Below are 16,188 nucleotides of genomic sequence, written 5' to 3'. Positions count from 1 at the left end.
AGCCCTTCATGCTGAAATTCGAGGTGATCCCGGTCACCCCCTTTGCCCAGAACTGCTCACTCATCTGGTGCGACGAGACCAAGCAGGCCGCCTTCGTCGATCCGGGTGGCGAGCCCGAGAAACTCAAGGCAGCCCTGACGCGGCACGGGTTAAGCTTGCAGAAAATCATCCTGACCCACGGCCATCTCGATCACGTGGGGGCAGCCGATCAGCTGCGCCGTGAGCTGGGCGTCCCCATTGAGGGGCCCCACCAAGAGGATGCCTTCTGGCTCGAGATGCTGCCCAAGCAGGCGCAGATGTTTGGCTTTGCCCATACCGATGCCTTCATGCCGGATCGCTGGCTCGAGCAAGGGGAAGAGGTCAAGGTTGGCAACGAAAGCCTGGCGGTCTACTTCTGCCCCGGCCATACACCGGGTCACGTCATCCTGTTTTCAGGATCGCTACAAGCCGCCTGGGTCGGTGATGTGCTGTTTGCAGGCAGCATAGGGCGCACCGACTTTCCGCGCGGGGATCATGCGACGCTGATCCGCTCGATCACCGAGACGCTGTTGCCACTGGGTGACGATGTGGTGTTCATCCCCGGCCATGGCCCCAGCTCAACCTTTGGCCGTGAGCGGGTCAGCAACCCTTACCTGACACAGCCCATCTGGTAGTGCCCTGAGCTCTCGCGCTCATCCCACAGCGCCTTGATCCGCATGATCTCCGGCATGATCTCGAAAAAGCGCGCCAGCAACTCCGGATCAAAATGGCGGCCCTCGCCATCACGCAGGGCCGCCATCACCGCCTCCATGGGCCAGGGAGCCTTGTAGGGGCGACGCACACTCAACGCATCAAACACATCGGCAATCGCCACGATACGCGAGGCCTGCGGTATGCTCTCCCCAGCCAGCCCCTCCGGATAACCGCTGCCATCCCACCGCTCATGGTGATGCAGGGCAATCTCCGCCGCCATGCGAAAGATGGGTGCGCCCGAGCGGCTCAAGATCTCATAGCCGATGCGAGGATGGGTGCGCATCACACTCCACTCCTCCTCATCCAGCGGCCCCGGTTTTTTGAGAATGCGATCGGGCACCCCAATTTTCCCCATGTCATGCATGGGCGCGGCCAGCTCCAGTAACTCGGCCTGCTCCGGGCTCCACCCCACCGCCATCGCCAGCGCCCTGCAATAGGAGGCCATCCGCCAGATGTGTACACCGGTATCGGTATCGTTGTAGTGACCCGCCTCGCTGAGCATCATGATGGCGTTGCGGTAGCTGTGCTCGAGTTGATCCAACCTGACCAGCGAGAGGTGAGTGCGCACCCTGGCCCGCACCGTACTCGGGCAGACCGGCTTGTAGATATAGTCCACCCCTCCCGCCTCAAAGCCCTGACTTTCGCTATCCGGGTTGTCGTTGGCAGTGATGAAGATAACCGGGATGCCCCCATGACGGGGCTCGGCCTTGAGGCGGCGGCAGAGCTCATAACCGTCCATATCCGGCATGCACACATCGAGCAGGATCAGGGCCGGCTCGTGACGCTCTACCGCCGCGAGCCCCTCGGCGCCCCCCCGGGCAAAGAAGAGGTTGAACTCCTCTTTCAGGATCTGACGCAGCAGCCCAAGATTGCTCGGCTCATCGTCGATGATCAGGATCCTCGGTCGGTTCATGTGACTCCCTCCTTGCCAGCCAGATAACGGGCCAACTCCTCACCGGCCCTGCCTATATCAAATTGCTCCAGTGCAGCGCCTATGGCATCGGCACATGCGCCCGGCATGTGGGCCCGGGCCCGCAACAGCGCCGGCTCGATGAGTTCAAGATCCTCACTGGCCAGCGCCTGACGAAGCGCCTCCAGGCTCTCTTGCTGCATCGAGAGATCGTCTTGCACCACCACCTCCTGCGTGGGCCCGCCTCCCGCATAATGCTCGATAGCCAGGCGCGTTCTCTCCATCGCGGCCAGAAAAGGGGCGACGAGAGGCTGAGGATCTTGTCCCTGCTCGATAGCCTCATTGAGCTCGCTGCTCGCCTGGGCGATGTCCGTCAATGACAGACTGCCTGCCACCCCTTTGAGCTTGTGGGTCAGGGTGGCCGCCTCCTGAAGCTGGTGGTGGACAAGATACTCTGGCAGCTCTTTATCCACGCTCATGTAATCATCCCGAAAGCGCCGCAGGTATTTGAGGTAGACCGAGGCCTCACCCCAGTTGCGCAGACCCGTATCGATGTCAATCTCCTCAGCGGCGCTCACCTCGGCAGGCACCGTCACCGGATAAACCTGCCTTGGCAGGTAACGCAGCAACGTGGCGATCAGCAGCTCCACGTCGAGCGGCTTGGCGATGAAGTCATTCATGCCGGCCGCAAGCGCCTCCTCCCGCTGCTCGCGAAACACGCCAGCCGTGAGCGCCAATACCGGCAAGTGCTCGCGGCCAGGCAAGGCCCTGAGCCGTCGCGTGGCTTCGTAACCATCCATGATCGGCATCTGCACATCCATCAGCACCACATCAAATGCCTGCTCCGGCTCAGCCAGCAGCGCCAGGGCGCGCTCCCCATTGATGGCGCACTGCACCAAGGCCCCCTCCCGCTCCAGCAACCGGGTTGCCACCTCCAGATTGATGTCGCTGTCATCCACCAGCAACACCCGCACCTCAGGCAGACGTTGCAGCACGGCGCCGGGAGCCGCTGCGGGCTGATGCTCACGTTTGTCGTGCAGCAGCCGGGCCACCGCGTTATAGAGGCTCGAGCCAGTGACGGGCTTGTGCAATACCATGTCGATGCCATCGGCCCCCGGCTGACCCAGCAGCTCATCATGGGAGTAAGCCGTCGCCATGATGATGATGGGGCTGCGCTCCTGCTCGGCAAAGGCCTGACGGATAGCCTGGCAGGTCTGTAATCCATCCAGCCCAGGCATGATCCAGTCCAGCACGATGACATCAAACCGATCCCCCCGCTGCAACAGATGGTGCAGCGCCTGCTCACCCGAAGAGACGACGCAGGCGCTCCATCCTAATGAGTCAACCGTCCGCTCCAGGGTCTCTCGGGTGACGTCGCTGTCATCGGCAATCAGCAGCGAGATATGTTGCAGTCGCTCGGTCAACGCCTCGGCATTCGTCACTCGCTCAAACGGAAGGTCAAACCAGAACTCGCTCCCCTTCCCCACCTCACTGTTGACTCGTAGCGTCCCGCCCATCAACTCCACGATGCGGCGACTGATGGTCAGACCGAGCCCGGTACCGCCAAAACGCCGGGTGGTCGAGCTGTCGGCCTGGGAAAAGGCATTAAAGATATGCGCCTGCTGATTGGCCGAAATCCCGATCCCGGTATCGCGCATGGAAAAGCGAAGACGTACCCCCTCCTCGCTCTCCTCCTGCAAGGAGACCTTGAGCTCAACCTCCCCCGACTCGGTGAACTTGATGGCGTTGCCGGCCAGGTTGAGCAGTACCTGCTCAAGGCGCAAGGCATCCCCCACGAGATGGGTCGCCTGGGCAGGGGCGCTCCCGACCACCAACTCCAGATGTTTCTCACCGACACAGGTCGACATGATCACTGCCACATGATCGAGTACCTCCTCCAGGCTGAACGGAACGTGTTCAAGCTCCAGCCGGCCCGACTCAATTTTGGAGAAATCGAGGATGTCGTTGATGATGCCGAGCAAGGCTTGCCCGGCCAGGTGGATCTTGCGCACCAGATCGCGCTGGGCATCATTGAGCCCCCCCTGCTCGAGCAGGTAGGTCAGCCCCATGATGGCGTTCATGGGCGTGCGGATCTCGTGGCTCATGTTGGCGATGAAATCCCCTTTGACCCGGGATAGGCGCGCCGCCTCTTGCTGGGCGGCGCGTTCGCGCCTTCGGCTGCGCACCAGCCAGGCGACACCTGCGCCATAGAGCAGCAGCAGCGCCATCTCTCCGGCCCCAATCATCCGCCACACATGCCAGTGCAGCGTCGTCAGCTGAGCCCTGGATGTCATGGTGATCGCCTTCCACTCCTGTTGCTGGTGATCCTGTGCCGGATAGAGGCTCTCCCAGCTCCAGAGACCGTCATCCAGCTCCACCTGGCCGTTGGGTGCATGCCATATTCGTCTCCACGCCTCAGGCGTGAGCTGCGCCATGGTCAGGTGTGGCCGACCCAGCTCCATCCCCCACTGCTGCGTCTTGTCCGGGTGGTGCAACCAATAGCCATCCTGATTGACCAAGGTCAGGTGATCGGCCGCCTTGCCACTGCTATGCACAAACGCATCGAGCATCTTTTCGGCCCGCACATTCAGCAGCAGGATGCCGGCCCCATTTGGCAGGTGACGGGCGACGCGAAACTCAGGAGTGAGAGGTTGCAACAGCTGTTCATCGTGCTTTGCCAGCGTCAAAGGAGAGAAGTAGACCCGATCCCCGGGTTGGGTCACCGCCTGCCGGAAATAATCCCGCTGCTGCCGGTTTTGCAATGCCGCCTGGGGCTGGCGCACGATCTTTTTCCCCTCGCGGGTGAGGCGAATGCGCTCCATGCCCTGCTCGTCAATCCATCGCACCTGGGCATAATCGGGATTGCGCCGCATCAGAGGCCGCAGCAGAGGCTCCAGCTCATCGGGACGCTGCGCACGCACCGCCTCCTGCAACAGGGGATCCTCTGCCAGCCCCTGGATATGGCGATAAGGCACCTCTAGCTCATCTTCCAATCTGCTGGTGGCCAGCGAGAGAAAGGTATTCTCATCGCTACGTAGGCGATAGAGTTCTCGCTCCACCAACACGTGCCCCAGCAGGGCGCCACCTGCCACCAGCAGCAGGGCGATGGGCAGCAGCCAGAGCAGATATTCCCTTATGATTCCCTTCATCCCGGCATGACCTCAAAAAAGTGCGTTGATCACCCCCCTCTGATGGGAAGGGCGGATACAGACCATGATCTGCATGTACCGATCAAGACTAATAGAGCTGATTGAGTATGCCAGTGCGCCGAGCCACCAGAATCACAAAACAAAAAGGCCGCCCCTGAGGGCGGCCTTTTGCTTGAAGTCGGTCGGCGATTAGGCGCGAACGAAGTCCAGGTGAACCAGCTTCGGCTTAACCGGGTGACGCTGGATGTCCTTGACCTTAACCTTCATCTCTTCACCGTTGACGACCAGGGTCAGTACATCGCTGTAGAACGCCGGGTTTTCTTGGGCGATGATCAGCTTCTTGTGATCCAGGGTCAGGGTAACGGCTTCTTTGTCGGCACCGTAAACGATGGCCGGAACCAGGTCAGCATGACGCAGGCGGCGGCTCGCACCTTTCCCCATGTCAGTACGGACTTCTGCTTGGAATACGAAAGACATAGCAATATCTCTTTATCAGATGAATGTAATGGTACTGACTGCGACCGGCCAATACCTCGCAAAACGAGCGCGAATACTAGCACGCCCTCCCCCGGGGTGACAAGGTGGATCACCGCTCAATGGTCGCCAGCAGCGCCTGTCGCTCTTCCTGCTCCATGGCGCCATAGCGGGCCAGTATGGCCTCGCTCGGGCAACGCAGCGTGCTGCCGCTGATCACCTGGCCCCGTTTGCCCAGTCGCGCCCGATTCTCATCATGGAGCGCCAGCATATAGACATAGGTATCCCCGTTGCGATCGCGCGCCAGCTTGCTCGCGATGCGCCAAAGGGTCTCACCGCTGCCGACCTTGTGACAGGCACCAGCCTCGGTCGCCAACCCCTGCACCGGCGTACTCGTTACCGAGGGAGGCGAAACGCGAGGAAGGTCGCTCACCGGTGGCCAGCGTACGCCACTCTCAACCAGCCAGGGTAACCGGCGCCCGGCCAACTCGTGGCTGATGGCGATTCCGGCCCATGCCGGCACGACCTCACCATAAGCAGAGGCCACCGATGGCACAGTGCCCCCCATGCTGGTACCGACCTCGCGCACCGCCTGAGTACTGCTGATGCCATAAGCCAGCTCGTCAATGCGCTTGAGGCGGGCCAGATACACCTTGGAGAGCGTCGGGCTCCCTTCAAACAGGGCGAAGGGGGGCTTGAGGCGGGCTGGAAACAGCACCTGCCAGCGACCATGGCGCCGTTCGCGCTCCAGCACCGGGTATTGGTTACCGTGCCAGGCGACAAACAGCTCGGGCAGGGGGTGCGAGAGCGGATACCAGGCGGGATCGAGCGCCACCCAGGTCTGCTCGGCCAGCGGCATGTAGCCGCTGATGTTCACCGTCGTTAGGCCAAGCCACCATATCAGCATTCCCTTGCCTCCATTTATGGCTTTGTTATCAGTCGCTTGAGCTTAGCACGCCGCAATGGCGTTCAATACCCGCTTGTCTGATACCGGGTAGGGAGTGCCGAGGTTCTGGGCGAAGAAGGAGACCCGCAGCTCTTCGATCATCCAGCGGATCTCGGCCACCTCGGGCGGCATGGGCTGCCCTTTGGGGATCTTGGCAAGCAGTCCCTGATAGGCCTGCTCGACACTTTGCACCTTGAGCATGTAGACCCGATCCCGGTTGGCATCGACGCTCAACTTCTCAAGACGCCGCTCGATGGCGCGCAGATAGCGCAACAAGTCCGGCAAGCGCTGCCAGCCGGTTTCGCTGACAAACCCCTTGTGGATCACTCGCTCCAGCTGGGCCTGCACATCCGACATGGCAAAGGCGGTATCGAGCTGCATGCGCCCCTTGAGCCGTTTGCGGATATCGTGAGCCAGGGTCAGCACCGCCTCCACCTGGCTGGCCACCTCCACCACCACGTCGTTCAACTCGGCGCGCACAAACTCCTTGAGCGTCTCAAACCCATCGGCGTCCCACGCCACGCCGCCATGCTGCTCGATGAGCTTGTCACAGCCGCAGGCGATGCAGTCATCGATAAGCTCGCTCACCTTGCCAAAGGGGTTGAAGTAGAGGCCGAGCTTGGCCTTGTTGGGAAGCTTCTCCTGCAAATATTTGATGGGCGAAGGCACATTGAGCAGGATGAGGCGGCGCTGGCCGGCCCACATCAGCAGCTGCTGCTGTATCGGGCTCTCGACCAGAGTAATGGCCACCGACTCTTTCTCATCCACCAGCGCCGGATAGGCTTTAACCTCGAAACCGCCCCGTTTCTGGCTGTACTCCTTGGGCAGCTCGCCAAAGCTCCACAGGGTCAGCCCCGATTGCTCGATGTCATCGTCGGCCACCTTGGAGAGGGTCTCTTGCACCTTGCCACGCAAGGACTCTTTGAGGGCCAGCAGATCCTTGCTCTCGGCCACCTTGCGCTGACGCTCGTCCACCACCCGGAAGGTGAGTTTCAGGTGATCGGGCACCCCATTCCAATCCCACGCCTCGCGAGCCACGGTCACGCCGGTCATGCGCTTGAGATGGCGCTCTATCTCATCGAGTAGCGGGCCTTGCTCGGGCTGGATGGTGGCCATCAGCGCCTCGGCATAGTTAGGGGCCGGCACGAAGTTCTTGCGCACCGGCTTGGGCAGGGATTTGATCAGGGCAATCAGCAGCTCTTGGCGCAGACCCGGGATCTGCCACTCAAACCCCACCGGCTCGACCTGGTTGAGCAGCGGCAGCGGAATGTGCAGGGTGACGCCGTCGGCCTCCTCCCCCGGCTCAAACTGGTAGCTCAGCTTGAGCTTGAGCCGCCCCTGCTGCCAGAAGTTGGGGTAATCGAACTCGCTCACGTGGGCGGCATCGCCCTTCATCAGCATCTCGCGCTCGAAGTTGAGCCGCTCGGGGTCCTCTTTTTGCGCCTCTTTCCACCACTTGTCGAAATGGCGGGCAGAGATGACCTCTTCGGGGATGCGCGCCTCGTAGAAACGGAACAGATCCTCGTCATCGACCAGGATGTCGCGCCGGCGCGACTTGTGCTCGAGCGCCTCCACCTCGGCCAGCAGCTTGCGATTCTCGGCAAAGAAGCGGTGGCGGGTCTCAAAATCCCCCTCCACCAGGGCGTGACGGATAAACAGCTCGCGGCACAGGGCCGGATCGATGCGGCTGTAGTTGACCGGCCGCTCCGCTACCAGGGTGAGGCCAAACAGGGTCACCTTCTCGCTGGCCATCACGGCGCCTTGCTTTTTCGACCAGTGGGGCTCGCTGTGGTGCAGCTTGATGAGGTGGCCGGCCAGTGGCTCGACCCACTCGGGCTCGATGCGGGCGTTCACTCGGGCGTAAAGGCGCGAGGTCTCGACCAGCTCGGCGGCCATCACCCACTTGGGCGGCTTTTTGAAGAGCCCCGACGCCGGGAAGAGATGGAAGCGGGCATTGCGCGCCCCCATAAACTCCGATTTTTCCAGATCCTTGTTGCCGATGTGGCTGAGCAGGCCGGTGAGAATGGCGCAATGGATACTCTTGTAGTCCGCCTCCTGGCTGTTGCTCTTAAACCCCAGCTCCTTGACGCTCTGGCGCAACTGAAAGTGGATATCCTGCCACTCGCGCACCCGCAGGTAAGAGAGGAACTCCTTCTGGCACTGGCGGCGAAAGGCGTTGCTCGACAGGGCATCTTGCTGCTCTTGCAGGTAGTTCCACAGGTTAAGGAAGGCGAGAAAATCCGACTCCTTGTCATCGAAGCGGCGATGCTGCTCATCGGCGGCCTGCTTTTTCTCCATCGGCCGCTCGCGCGGATCTTGGATACTCAGGGCGGCCGTGATCACCATCATCTCCTTGAGGCACCCAGTGGCGGCCGCCGTGATCACCATGCGAGCGAGGCGAGGATCAAGCGGCAAACGCGACAGCTGGCGGCCAGTTTCGGTCAGTTTGAGTTCGCTTTGCCCATGGCGGCCACGGCGCGTCTCCACCGCCCCCAGTTCGGCCAGCAGGCTCAGGCCGTCCTTGATGTGGCGCGACTCTGGCGGCTCGACAAATGGGAAGGCTTCCATGTCACCCAACCCGAGAGAGAGCATCTGCAAGATGACCGAGGCCAGGTTGGTGCGCAGGATCTCGGGATCGGTAAAGGCCGGACGGCCGTTGAAGTCCTCCTCGGAGTAGAGGCGGATGCAGATCCCGTCGGCGACCCGGCCACAGCGCCCCTTACGCTGGTTGGCGCTGGCCTGGGAGATGGGCTCGATGGGCAGCCGCTGCACCTTGGTGCGCCAGGAGTAGCGGCTGATGCGCGCGGTGCCGGGATCGATCACGTAACGGATGCCGGGCACGGTGAGCGAGGTCTCCGCCACGTTGGTGGCGAGCACGATGCGCCGCCCGGCATGGGGTTGGAACACCTTATTTTGCTCGGCGTTGGACAGACGCGCGTAGAGGGGCAGCACCTCGGTGTCGCGCAGGTTGAGCTTGCGCAGCCCATCGGCGGTGTCACGAATTTCCCGCTCCCCGTTCATGAAGACCAGGATATCGCCGAGCCCCTCGTGGCTGAGCTCCTCGACGGCATCGAAGATCCCCTGCAACTCATCGCGATCGTCCGCCCCGTCGGTCAGCGGGCGGTAGCGCACCTCCACCGGGTAGGTGCGCCCCGATACCTCGATGATGGGCGCCTTGCCAAAGTGACGGGAGAAGCGCTCCGGATCGATGGTGGCCGAGGTGATGATCACCTTGAGATCCGGGCGGCGCGGCAACAGCTCCTTGAGATAGCCCAGGATGAAGTCGATGTTGAGGCTGCGCTCGTGGGCCTCATCGATGATGAGGGTGTCGTACTGGGTCAGCAGCCGATCGTTTTGGATCTCGGCGAGCAAGATCCCGTCGGTCATCAGCTTGATGTGGGTCTGCTCGCTCACCTGATCGGTAAAGCGCACCTTGTAGCCCACGTACTGGCCGAGCTCGGAGTGCATCTCTTCGGCGATGCGCGCCGCCACGGTACGCGCCGCCAACCGCCGCGGCTGGGTATGACCGATGAGCCCCTTCACCCCTCGCCCTAACGCAAGGCAGATCTTGGGGATCTGGGTGGTTTTTCCCGAGCCGGTTTCACCGGCGATGATCACCACCTGGCTTTGGCTGATGGCGGCAGCAATCTCGGCCGCCTTCTGACTCACCGGCAGGTTGTCGGGATACGTCACGGCGGGGACGCCGGCTTGCCGGCTGATCAGGCGCGCCTGCGCCAGACGCAGATCACCGTCGATGGTGGCCAGTACGGCCTCCTGTTTGGCGGCGGGCAGCTTGGCCGCCCCGTGCAGGCGCTTGGCCAACTGGCGGGCATCGAGGTTCATGCAATGGGCAAGGCGCGCCCGCAGGGCAGGAAGAGAGAGAGACAAGGGACAATTCCTGATCAGTAGTCTGAGAGTGATTCATGCTTCCCAAGCCGCCCATCGGGCCGTGCTCGGCGAACAAAACAAGAAAGTTGGCAGCGATCCTAAAGAGAGCGCCCGCTCGGTGCAAGGCATTCCCAATACAAAGGGCGCCATGGGCGCCCTTAGCAAATCATGCGGCCATCAGGCCGGGTGGTGCTCAAAGCAGCCTTGTAACTGCCGGCTGATGGCCCGCAGCACCATATGACGGTTAATGACACCGACCAGCTTCCCCTCCTCCAATACCGGATAGATCTTGGGCTTTTGTCCCCGCATCATGCTGGCCACCTCAATGATGGAGGTGTCGGGCGTGACGCTCAGCACCTCGCGGCGCATCACATCGCGCACCAGCGCGACCTGCTCGCAGTGATAAGCCTCTTCCAGCATGGCACCGAGGCAGTCTTGCTCCGACACCCACCCCAGCACCTGTCCGGCGCCGTCGACCACGGGGCCGCCCAACTGGTTGCTATGCAGAAACTTCTCCACCGCCGCCGGTACCGTCATGTCCGGTGACAGCGTCACGGCCCGCTCCAGCATGTAGTCCCGAACCTTCAATGAGTACATTCTCTCCCCCTGGGCGCCCCTGCGCCGGCACGACTGACTCCACCTCAGTGTAGCCAGTCGTCCCCTCAGGAGATGGATTGCAGCAGCAGCAGTAGCTCGCTCTGACTGTGGCAGTCGGTTTTCTTGAAGACACTCTTGAGCGTCGAGCGCACCGTCTCCACCTTGACCCGGCGCATATCGGCGATATCCCCGCTGCTATACCCCTTGCTCAGCAGCAACAGCAGCTCCTTTTCCCCACTGGTCAGGGGATAGATATTGGAAAGTGCCTCTATGTTGGGGGTGAAGGCGTGCTCAGGATCCCGCAATACCAACTCGATGAAACGCTCGCTATTACGCAGGCCATTCATCAGAGTGGCTTGCAGCAGCAAGGGACGCAATCCACCGGTGCGGGAGACTGGCATATATATGCAAGCTCCTGACTGAAGATATGCAAACTTATTTAATAAGTCTCTAAAGTAACGCTGCTGCTCTTTTCCATAAAATGAGAATATTCCCTGCGTCATGCGCAGCTCCTGATTCTCATCAGCAACCCGGTTGAATGCCGCATTGGAATAATAAATCGCTCCTTTGTCATCAATGATCGCCACCGCTTTTCCATGGTGTCTGACCAATTGCTGCAATTGATAATTTTGTGATTCCAACCCAACCAGATTCCAGTAATGGCGACTCCAGGCAGCTAACCCAAAATAGAGACTATCCCAATATTGGATATCTTGGTCATTAAAATCGGACTGGCTCTGATCGCGATAGCAACTGACGCTGCTGACACCATAACCCCGAACCTGACAAACACCGCCAATGGCAAAACGCGCCCCGAAGCCGGCCAGCAGTCCGGCCCGCTGGCTCAGGGTCTCCGCCTTCACCACCCCCTTGCACCCCTTCTCCAGGTAGTGATTGAACCAGATATCTTGACGATGATGTTGCAGATAATAATTCTGCTGCGCATCACTCAAGCCACTGGAAAATAGACGAACACCAAAGTTTTTCTCTTCATCCCGTAACAAAATCAATGAGAGCAGGCTACCAGAGTCGTGGCGCATTCCCTCCACAACCAAATTGATATCCGAGTCATTAATACCGCACTCGTACAACTGTTCTAAATACGGTGACGGGCGCGGCTGCGCTATGTTTAACACCCTGAACTCCCTTTTATTATTCTTTGTCCGACGATACTACCCGCATGTTAAATCTGTGAGAAGAGAAAGTTCCGGAAATAGATTTTCTGCTGACGGAAAGTCTTCCTGATGACAATCGTCACATGGTAAACACTTCTTTACATGGATCTCTTTTTACATAAGGAAGCGCTGATATTCATCGCGGGTGCTCACCCCAGGTGAAGGGGAGCGCATTTCCCCTTTTCGGCTCATTTTCAGGCGATGACCACCAGAGAAAACAGATAAAAATGAAGACTTCGAAGCAATTTCTTTCACTTACCAGCAAAAACACACATCTACGCATAGTGGGTGGTTGCAATACGTACAGAGAATGTTATGATATGCATCATATTGTGACAGATGAGGGAGAGCATCATGAAAGAATTCATTGTGACTGCGGTGTTTACCGTTTTCTTTGCGCTGGTCGCGACATCCATTCCCTCAATCGCACAAATGTGATTGATTTCAACTACTTTGCCCGTTCACATCAGCATTAAGTAGTATGCCACCCCTCGAGGAAAGGCACAGTTAGCCAGTAAAATCCTACACAAACTGGCACTCCTTTCCTCTTTATGGCGCAAGACCATAAAATGCAACACCTGTGATGTATTTGTGTGCTGCGCTCGTCATCCTCCGCAGCCACACCTTGGGAGCCTCGTGCTCCCTTTTCTGTTTTTTCTTGCCCGATCGCCTCAAACGGGCACAATAGCCGGCAGTCCGAGCAACAAGGAAGCCGAGCATGAGCCTTGCAAACCTGATCCAGTGGCGCCGCGACCTGCACCAATACCCGGAAGCCGCCTGGAAAGAGTTCCGTACCACCAGCCTTATCGCCAACCATCTGAGCAGTCTCGGCTTCGACGTCGTACTGGGTGACGCCTTGCTGGCCAGCTCGCTGGTCATGGGGCGCGAGATCGACGTCGCAGCCGAGAAGGCTCGCGCCCTGCAACAGGGGGCCGATCCCGGCTGGCTGGCGCAGATCGATGAACTCACCGGCCTGATGGGAGTGCTCGATACCGGGCGCCCCGGCCCCACCCTCGCCTTTCGCTTCGATATCGATGCGGTCGAGGTAGAAGAGAGCCAGCACGGCGAACACCTCCCCGCCAAGGAGGGATTTGCCTCCTGTAATAGCGGCTGGATGCACGCCTGCGCCCACGATGGTCATACCGCCATCGGCCTTGAGCTGGCTCGCCGGCTGGCGCCGGCCCGCGATCGGCTGTGTGGCCGCATCAAGCTCTTCTTCCAGCCTGCCGAAGAGGGTTGCCGTGGCGGCAAGGCGCTGGCAGCGGGCGGCGCACTGGCCGACGTGGATGCCCTGCTCTCACTGCACATCGGCATTCATGCCGGCAGCGGCGAGCTGGTGATCAACCCGACCGATTTTCTCTGCTCCACCAAGTTCGATGTGCACTTCATGGGTACCCCCGCCCATGCCGGCCTCGAGCCCAATTCCGGAGCCAATGCCCTGGCCGCTGCCTGTATGGCCACCACGGCGCTGCTCGGCATTCCCCGCCATCGCGACGGCATGACCCGGATCAACGTGGGGCAACTGCAAGCCGGCAGCGGTCGCAATGTGATCCCGGCCCATGCCGAGCTAAAGGGAGAGACCCGCGGCGCCGATGCCGCCCTCAACGACTACATGTTTGCCCAGGTGCAGCGCATCGTGGAAGGGGCGGCATCGACCTATGGCGTCACCTTCCGCATCCTGCGCCAGGGTGAGGCCATCGGCCTGGATAACAGCCCCACCCTGCTCAGTGAGCTGACCCACCTGGCCGAGACGCAAGGGCTAACCACCATCCAGAGCCGCCGCTTCGGGGCCAGCGAGGACGCCGGTTTTCTCATCGCCCAGGTGCAGCAGCAAGGGGGGGAAGCGGCCTATCTGGTGCTGGGCGCCGATCTGGCCGCGCCGCACCATCACGGCGCCTTCGACTTCGATGAGCCGGTGATGCTCAAGGGGGTGGATCTGCTCGAAAGCTGGGTACACGCGCGCCTGGCCCGCTAGCCGCCGTCATCCATGAAAAGGCAGCCCGCAGGCTGCCTTTTTATTACCCAAGAGAGCGCATCACCTTAGCCGAGAACAATCGTCTCAAGCTGGCTGAAGTGGTGGATGCGGTGGGTCGGATGGCACTCGGCCTCACTGAAGTGGGGATCGAACCAGCAGGTGGCCAGTCCGGCGGCGGCCGCGCCGCCGATATCGGTCTGCGGGTTGTCCCCCACCATCAGCACCCGAGCGGGATCGCGCACCGGCAGCGCCTTTAAGGCATGCTCGAAAATGGCAGCGCGCGGCTTGGCGACCCCGACTTCGTCGGAGATAACCAGTGGCGAGAACCAGCTCTCCAGCGCGTGACGGGCCAGCCGGCCGCGCTGCGGCGCACTAAAGCCGTTGGTGATGATCCCCATGCCCACATGACGACGCAGACGCGTCAGGGTCTCTAGCACCCCATCCAAGGGCCGGCTCAGAGCCACGATCTGCTCCAAAAACAGTTTATTGAGTTCGAGTGGGCAACGCGCCACCTGCTCACCGATGCCGATGAAACGGCGGCTCTGCAAGGTATAAGAGTCGATGGCCCCGGCGTTGAACTGCTCCCAGAGACGATGGTTGGTCTCCTTGTACTCTTGCAGCAGTGGCTCGCTGGGGGTCAGGCCAATCTGCTCGAGCAGGGCCAGCAGGGCCGCATGGGCCGGGAAATCAAACAGGGTCTCGTCCAGATCGAACAGCACCCAATCGTAGGCGGTAGCAGACATCTTGTTTCTCGGTTAGCAGGATAAAAGCGGCTGGCGGGCCAGCAAGGTCAAGGTGAGGCGCACCCCGAAGCCGGTGATCTCGCTGGCCACCAGCCCGTGGCCACCTTTGTGGCGAAAGCCAGAGAGATCGAGGTGCAGCCAGGGGATGGATGCGGGCACGAAGTGCTGCAAGAAGCGCGCGGCATCGATGTGATCGCACGAGGCGCCGGGGGCGCACTGCAACAGATCCGCCCACTCGCTCTTGAGGCTCTCGTCATAATCCTCGTCGAGCGGGAAGGGCCAGATCCGCTCTCCGGCCTGCTGTCCGGCCTCTATCAATTCAGAAAACCACGCGGGACGATTGGTGAAGGCGCCGCTGTAGCGGCTGCCGAGCGCCCGCTTGCAGGCCCCGGTCAGGGTGGCATAGTCTATCAGCAGATCCGGCGCCCCTTCAGCTGCCATGCTCAGGGCATCGGCCAGCACCATGCGCCCCTCGGCATCGGTGTCGACCACCTCAATGGTGGTGCCGTCATAGGCTCGCACCAGATCGCCGGGGCGGTAGGCTCGCGGCCCTATGTGGTTTTCGGCGATCGCCAGCCAGCACTCCACCTCGACAGGCAGGCCGGCACGGCTGATGGCAAGCAAGGTGCCGAGCGCCACGGCGCTGCCCCCCATGTCGAGGTGCATGCCATACATGCCGCCCCCCACCTTGAGGCTGTACCCACCCGAGTCGTGGCAGATCCCCTTGCCCACCAGGGCCAGCTTGCGGCGGGCCCCCGGCGGCTGGTAACGCAGCCGCACCATGGCAGCCTGCCCCGCCTCTGCCCCGCTCGCCACGGCCAGAAAGGCGCCGGCGCCGCGCCGGGCCAGCTCGACTTCATCCAGCTCCTGCCACTGCCACCCCTCTTGCTCGGCCAGCGCTCGTACCCGCTGGCGATAGCTGGCCGCCCCCAGCTCCGAGGAGGGCATGGCGGCCAAATAACGGGCCAGCCCGTTGCCCTCGACCTCCGCCAACAGGCGATCGAGCGGTAACGGATAGGCCGGCGAGAGGGTCACCCGATGCAGTGGCGCCGGCCCCTTGGCCTCACGCTGGTAACCGGGCATCGGGATCCGGGCACTGAGCAAGGCCCCCAGCAGCGCCTCGGCCAATGTGGCCCCCTCATCGGCGACAAACCCATGCAGGTGCAGCGCCAGCTCACCACTTTTCAGGGCGGCCAGCGGGGCCACCGCCTCGCGAAGGCGGCGATAGCGTTCGGCCGCCGGCGCCTTGGGATCGATAAAGCAGAGCCATTGATATTGCCCGTCGCGCCGACAACTGAGCGGCGAAGCCGCAATCTGCTCGGCCAGGGCAAACGGCCGCCCGGCAGGGGAATCGAAAAAGGCGTGGCGCTCTGACTCGGCCACTAGCAGCAGGGCCGCCTCGGCGCCACCGTCGGCTACGTCATCTGACGCGCGATCAAGCAACACAATGGAGGGAGCAGAAAAGCGAAAATCGAGCATGAAGGTACAAGCAATCGAGCAGTAACAGGTACGCCATGATAACGGCGACGATGCGGGCAGGCCAAGGGATGAATGGGGGGAAGAGAAGATAAACAGAAAGTGGTTGCGGGGGCCGGATTT

11 protein-coding genes are annotated in these 16,188 nt (G+C 61.3%); 2 read left to right on the top strand and 9 right to left on the bottom strand.

What is annotated here, in order from left to right; translation table 11 throughout:
- Window positions 1-8 precede the first annotated feature (8 nt).
- Window positions 9-653, top strand: coding sequence for an MBL fold metallo-hydrolase (locus tag BN1134_RS15835; protein ID WP_042048394.1), 645 nt, complete (start codon window positions 9-11; stop codon window positions 651-653).
- Here the strand turns inward: BN1134_RS15835 and BN1134_RS15830 are convergent.
- The 7 genes from BN1134_RS15830 to BN1134_RS15800 all read right to left on the bottom strand — a co-directional run bounded on the left by BN1134_RS15830 (window position 629) and on the right by BN1134_RS15800 (window position 11,832).
- Window positions 629-1,645 carry a response regulator gene (locus BN1134_RS15830; protein WP_042048393.1) on the bottom strand — a complete coding sequence of 339 codons (1,017 nt, stop codon included), beginning with the start codon at window positions 1,643-1,645 and terminating at the stop codon, window positions 629-631. The genes BN1134_RS15835 and BN1134_RS15830 overlap by 25 nt on opposite strands.
- The gene (locus BN1134_RS15825; protein WP_042048391.1) at window positions 1,642-4,791 is read right to left on the bottom strand and encodes a hybrid sensor histidine kinase/response regulator; all 3,150 of its coding nucleotides are present in this window, start codon (window positions 4,789-4,791) and stop codon (window positions 1,642-1,644) included. The genes BN1134_RS15830 and BN1134_RS15825 overlap by 4 nt, the downstream gene beginning before the upstream one ends.
- Before the next feature lie 189 nt (window positions 4,792-4,980).
- On the bottom strand, window positions 4,981-5,268 hold the full coding sequence (gene rplY / locus BN1134_RS15820; protein WP_042048389.1) for a 50S ribosomal protein L25: 288 nt from the start codon (window positions 5,266-5,268) through the stop codon (window positions 4,981-4,983).
- A gap of 109 nt (window positions 5,269-5,377) precedes the next feature.
- Window positions 5,378-6,172, bottom strand: a complete 795-nt coding sequence (locus BN1134_RS15815) for a LysM peptidoglycan-binding domain-containing protein (RefSeq protein WP_042048387.1) — start codon at window positions 6,170-6,172, stop codon at window positions 5,378-5,380.
- Between the two features lie 42 nt (window positions 6,173-6,214).
- Window positions 6,215-10,099, bottom strand: a complete 3,885-nt coding sequence (gene hrpA / locus BN1134_RS15810) for an ATP-dependent RNA helicase HrpA (protein ID WP_042048385.1) — start codon at window positions 10,097-10,099, stop codon at window positions 6,215-6,217.
- Window positions 10,100-10,276: 177 nt separating this feature from the next.
- Entirely contained in the window at window positions 10,277-10,696 is a 420-nt protein-coding gene (locus BN1134_RS15805; RefSeq protein WP_042048383.1) for a CBS domain-containing protein, read from the bottom strand.
- Between the two features lie 65 nt (window positions 10,697-10,761).
- The gene (locus BN1134_RS15800) at window positions 10,762-11,832 is read right to left on the bottom strand and encodes a helix-turn-helix transcriptional regulator (RefSeq protein WP_156991832.1); all 1,071 of its coding nucleotides are present in this window, start codon (window positions 11,830-11,832) and stop codon (window positions 10,762-10,764) included.
- A gap of 757 nt (window positions 11,833-12,589) precedes the next feature.
- On the opposite strand from BN1134_RS15800, the gene BN1134_RS15795 reads away from it, so the two are divergent.
- Window positions 12,590-13,846, top strand: a complete 1,257-nt coding sequence (locus BN1134_RS15795; protein ID WP_042048381.1) for an amidohydrolase — start codon at window positions 12,590-12,592, stop codon at window positions 13,844-13,846.
- A gap of 65 nt (window positions 13,847-13,911) precedes the next feature.
- Here BN1134_RS15795 and yjjG read toward each other — a convergent pair whose 3' ends face one another.
- Both yjjG and BN1134_RS15785 read right to left on the bottom strand, forming a co-directional pair.
- Complete coding sequence (yjjG, locus tag BN1134_RS15790) at window positions 13,912-14,589, bottom strand: pyrimidine 5'-nucleotidase (RefSeq protein WP_042048380.1); 678 nt, start codon at window positions 14,587-14,589, stop codon at window positions 13,912-13,914.
- A 12-nt stretch (window positions 14,590-14,601) separates the two neighbouring features.
- Complete coding sequence (locus tag BN1134_RS15785; protein WP_052449517.1) at window positions 14,602-16,068, bottom strand: M17 family metallopeptidase; 1,467 nt, start codon at window positions 16,066-16,068, stop codon at window positions 14,602-14,604.
- Window positions 16,069-16,188 lie beyond the last annotated feature (120 nt).

This window comes from Aeromonas simiae (assembly GCF_000820125.1).
GTDB lineage: Bacteria > Pseudomonadota > Gammaproteobacteria > Enterobacterales > Aeromonadaceae > Aeromonas > Aeromonas simiae.
Note: the sequence above shows the minus strand (reverse complement) of the source record. Positions and strands in the feature narration are given on the sequence as shown.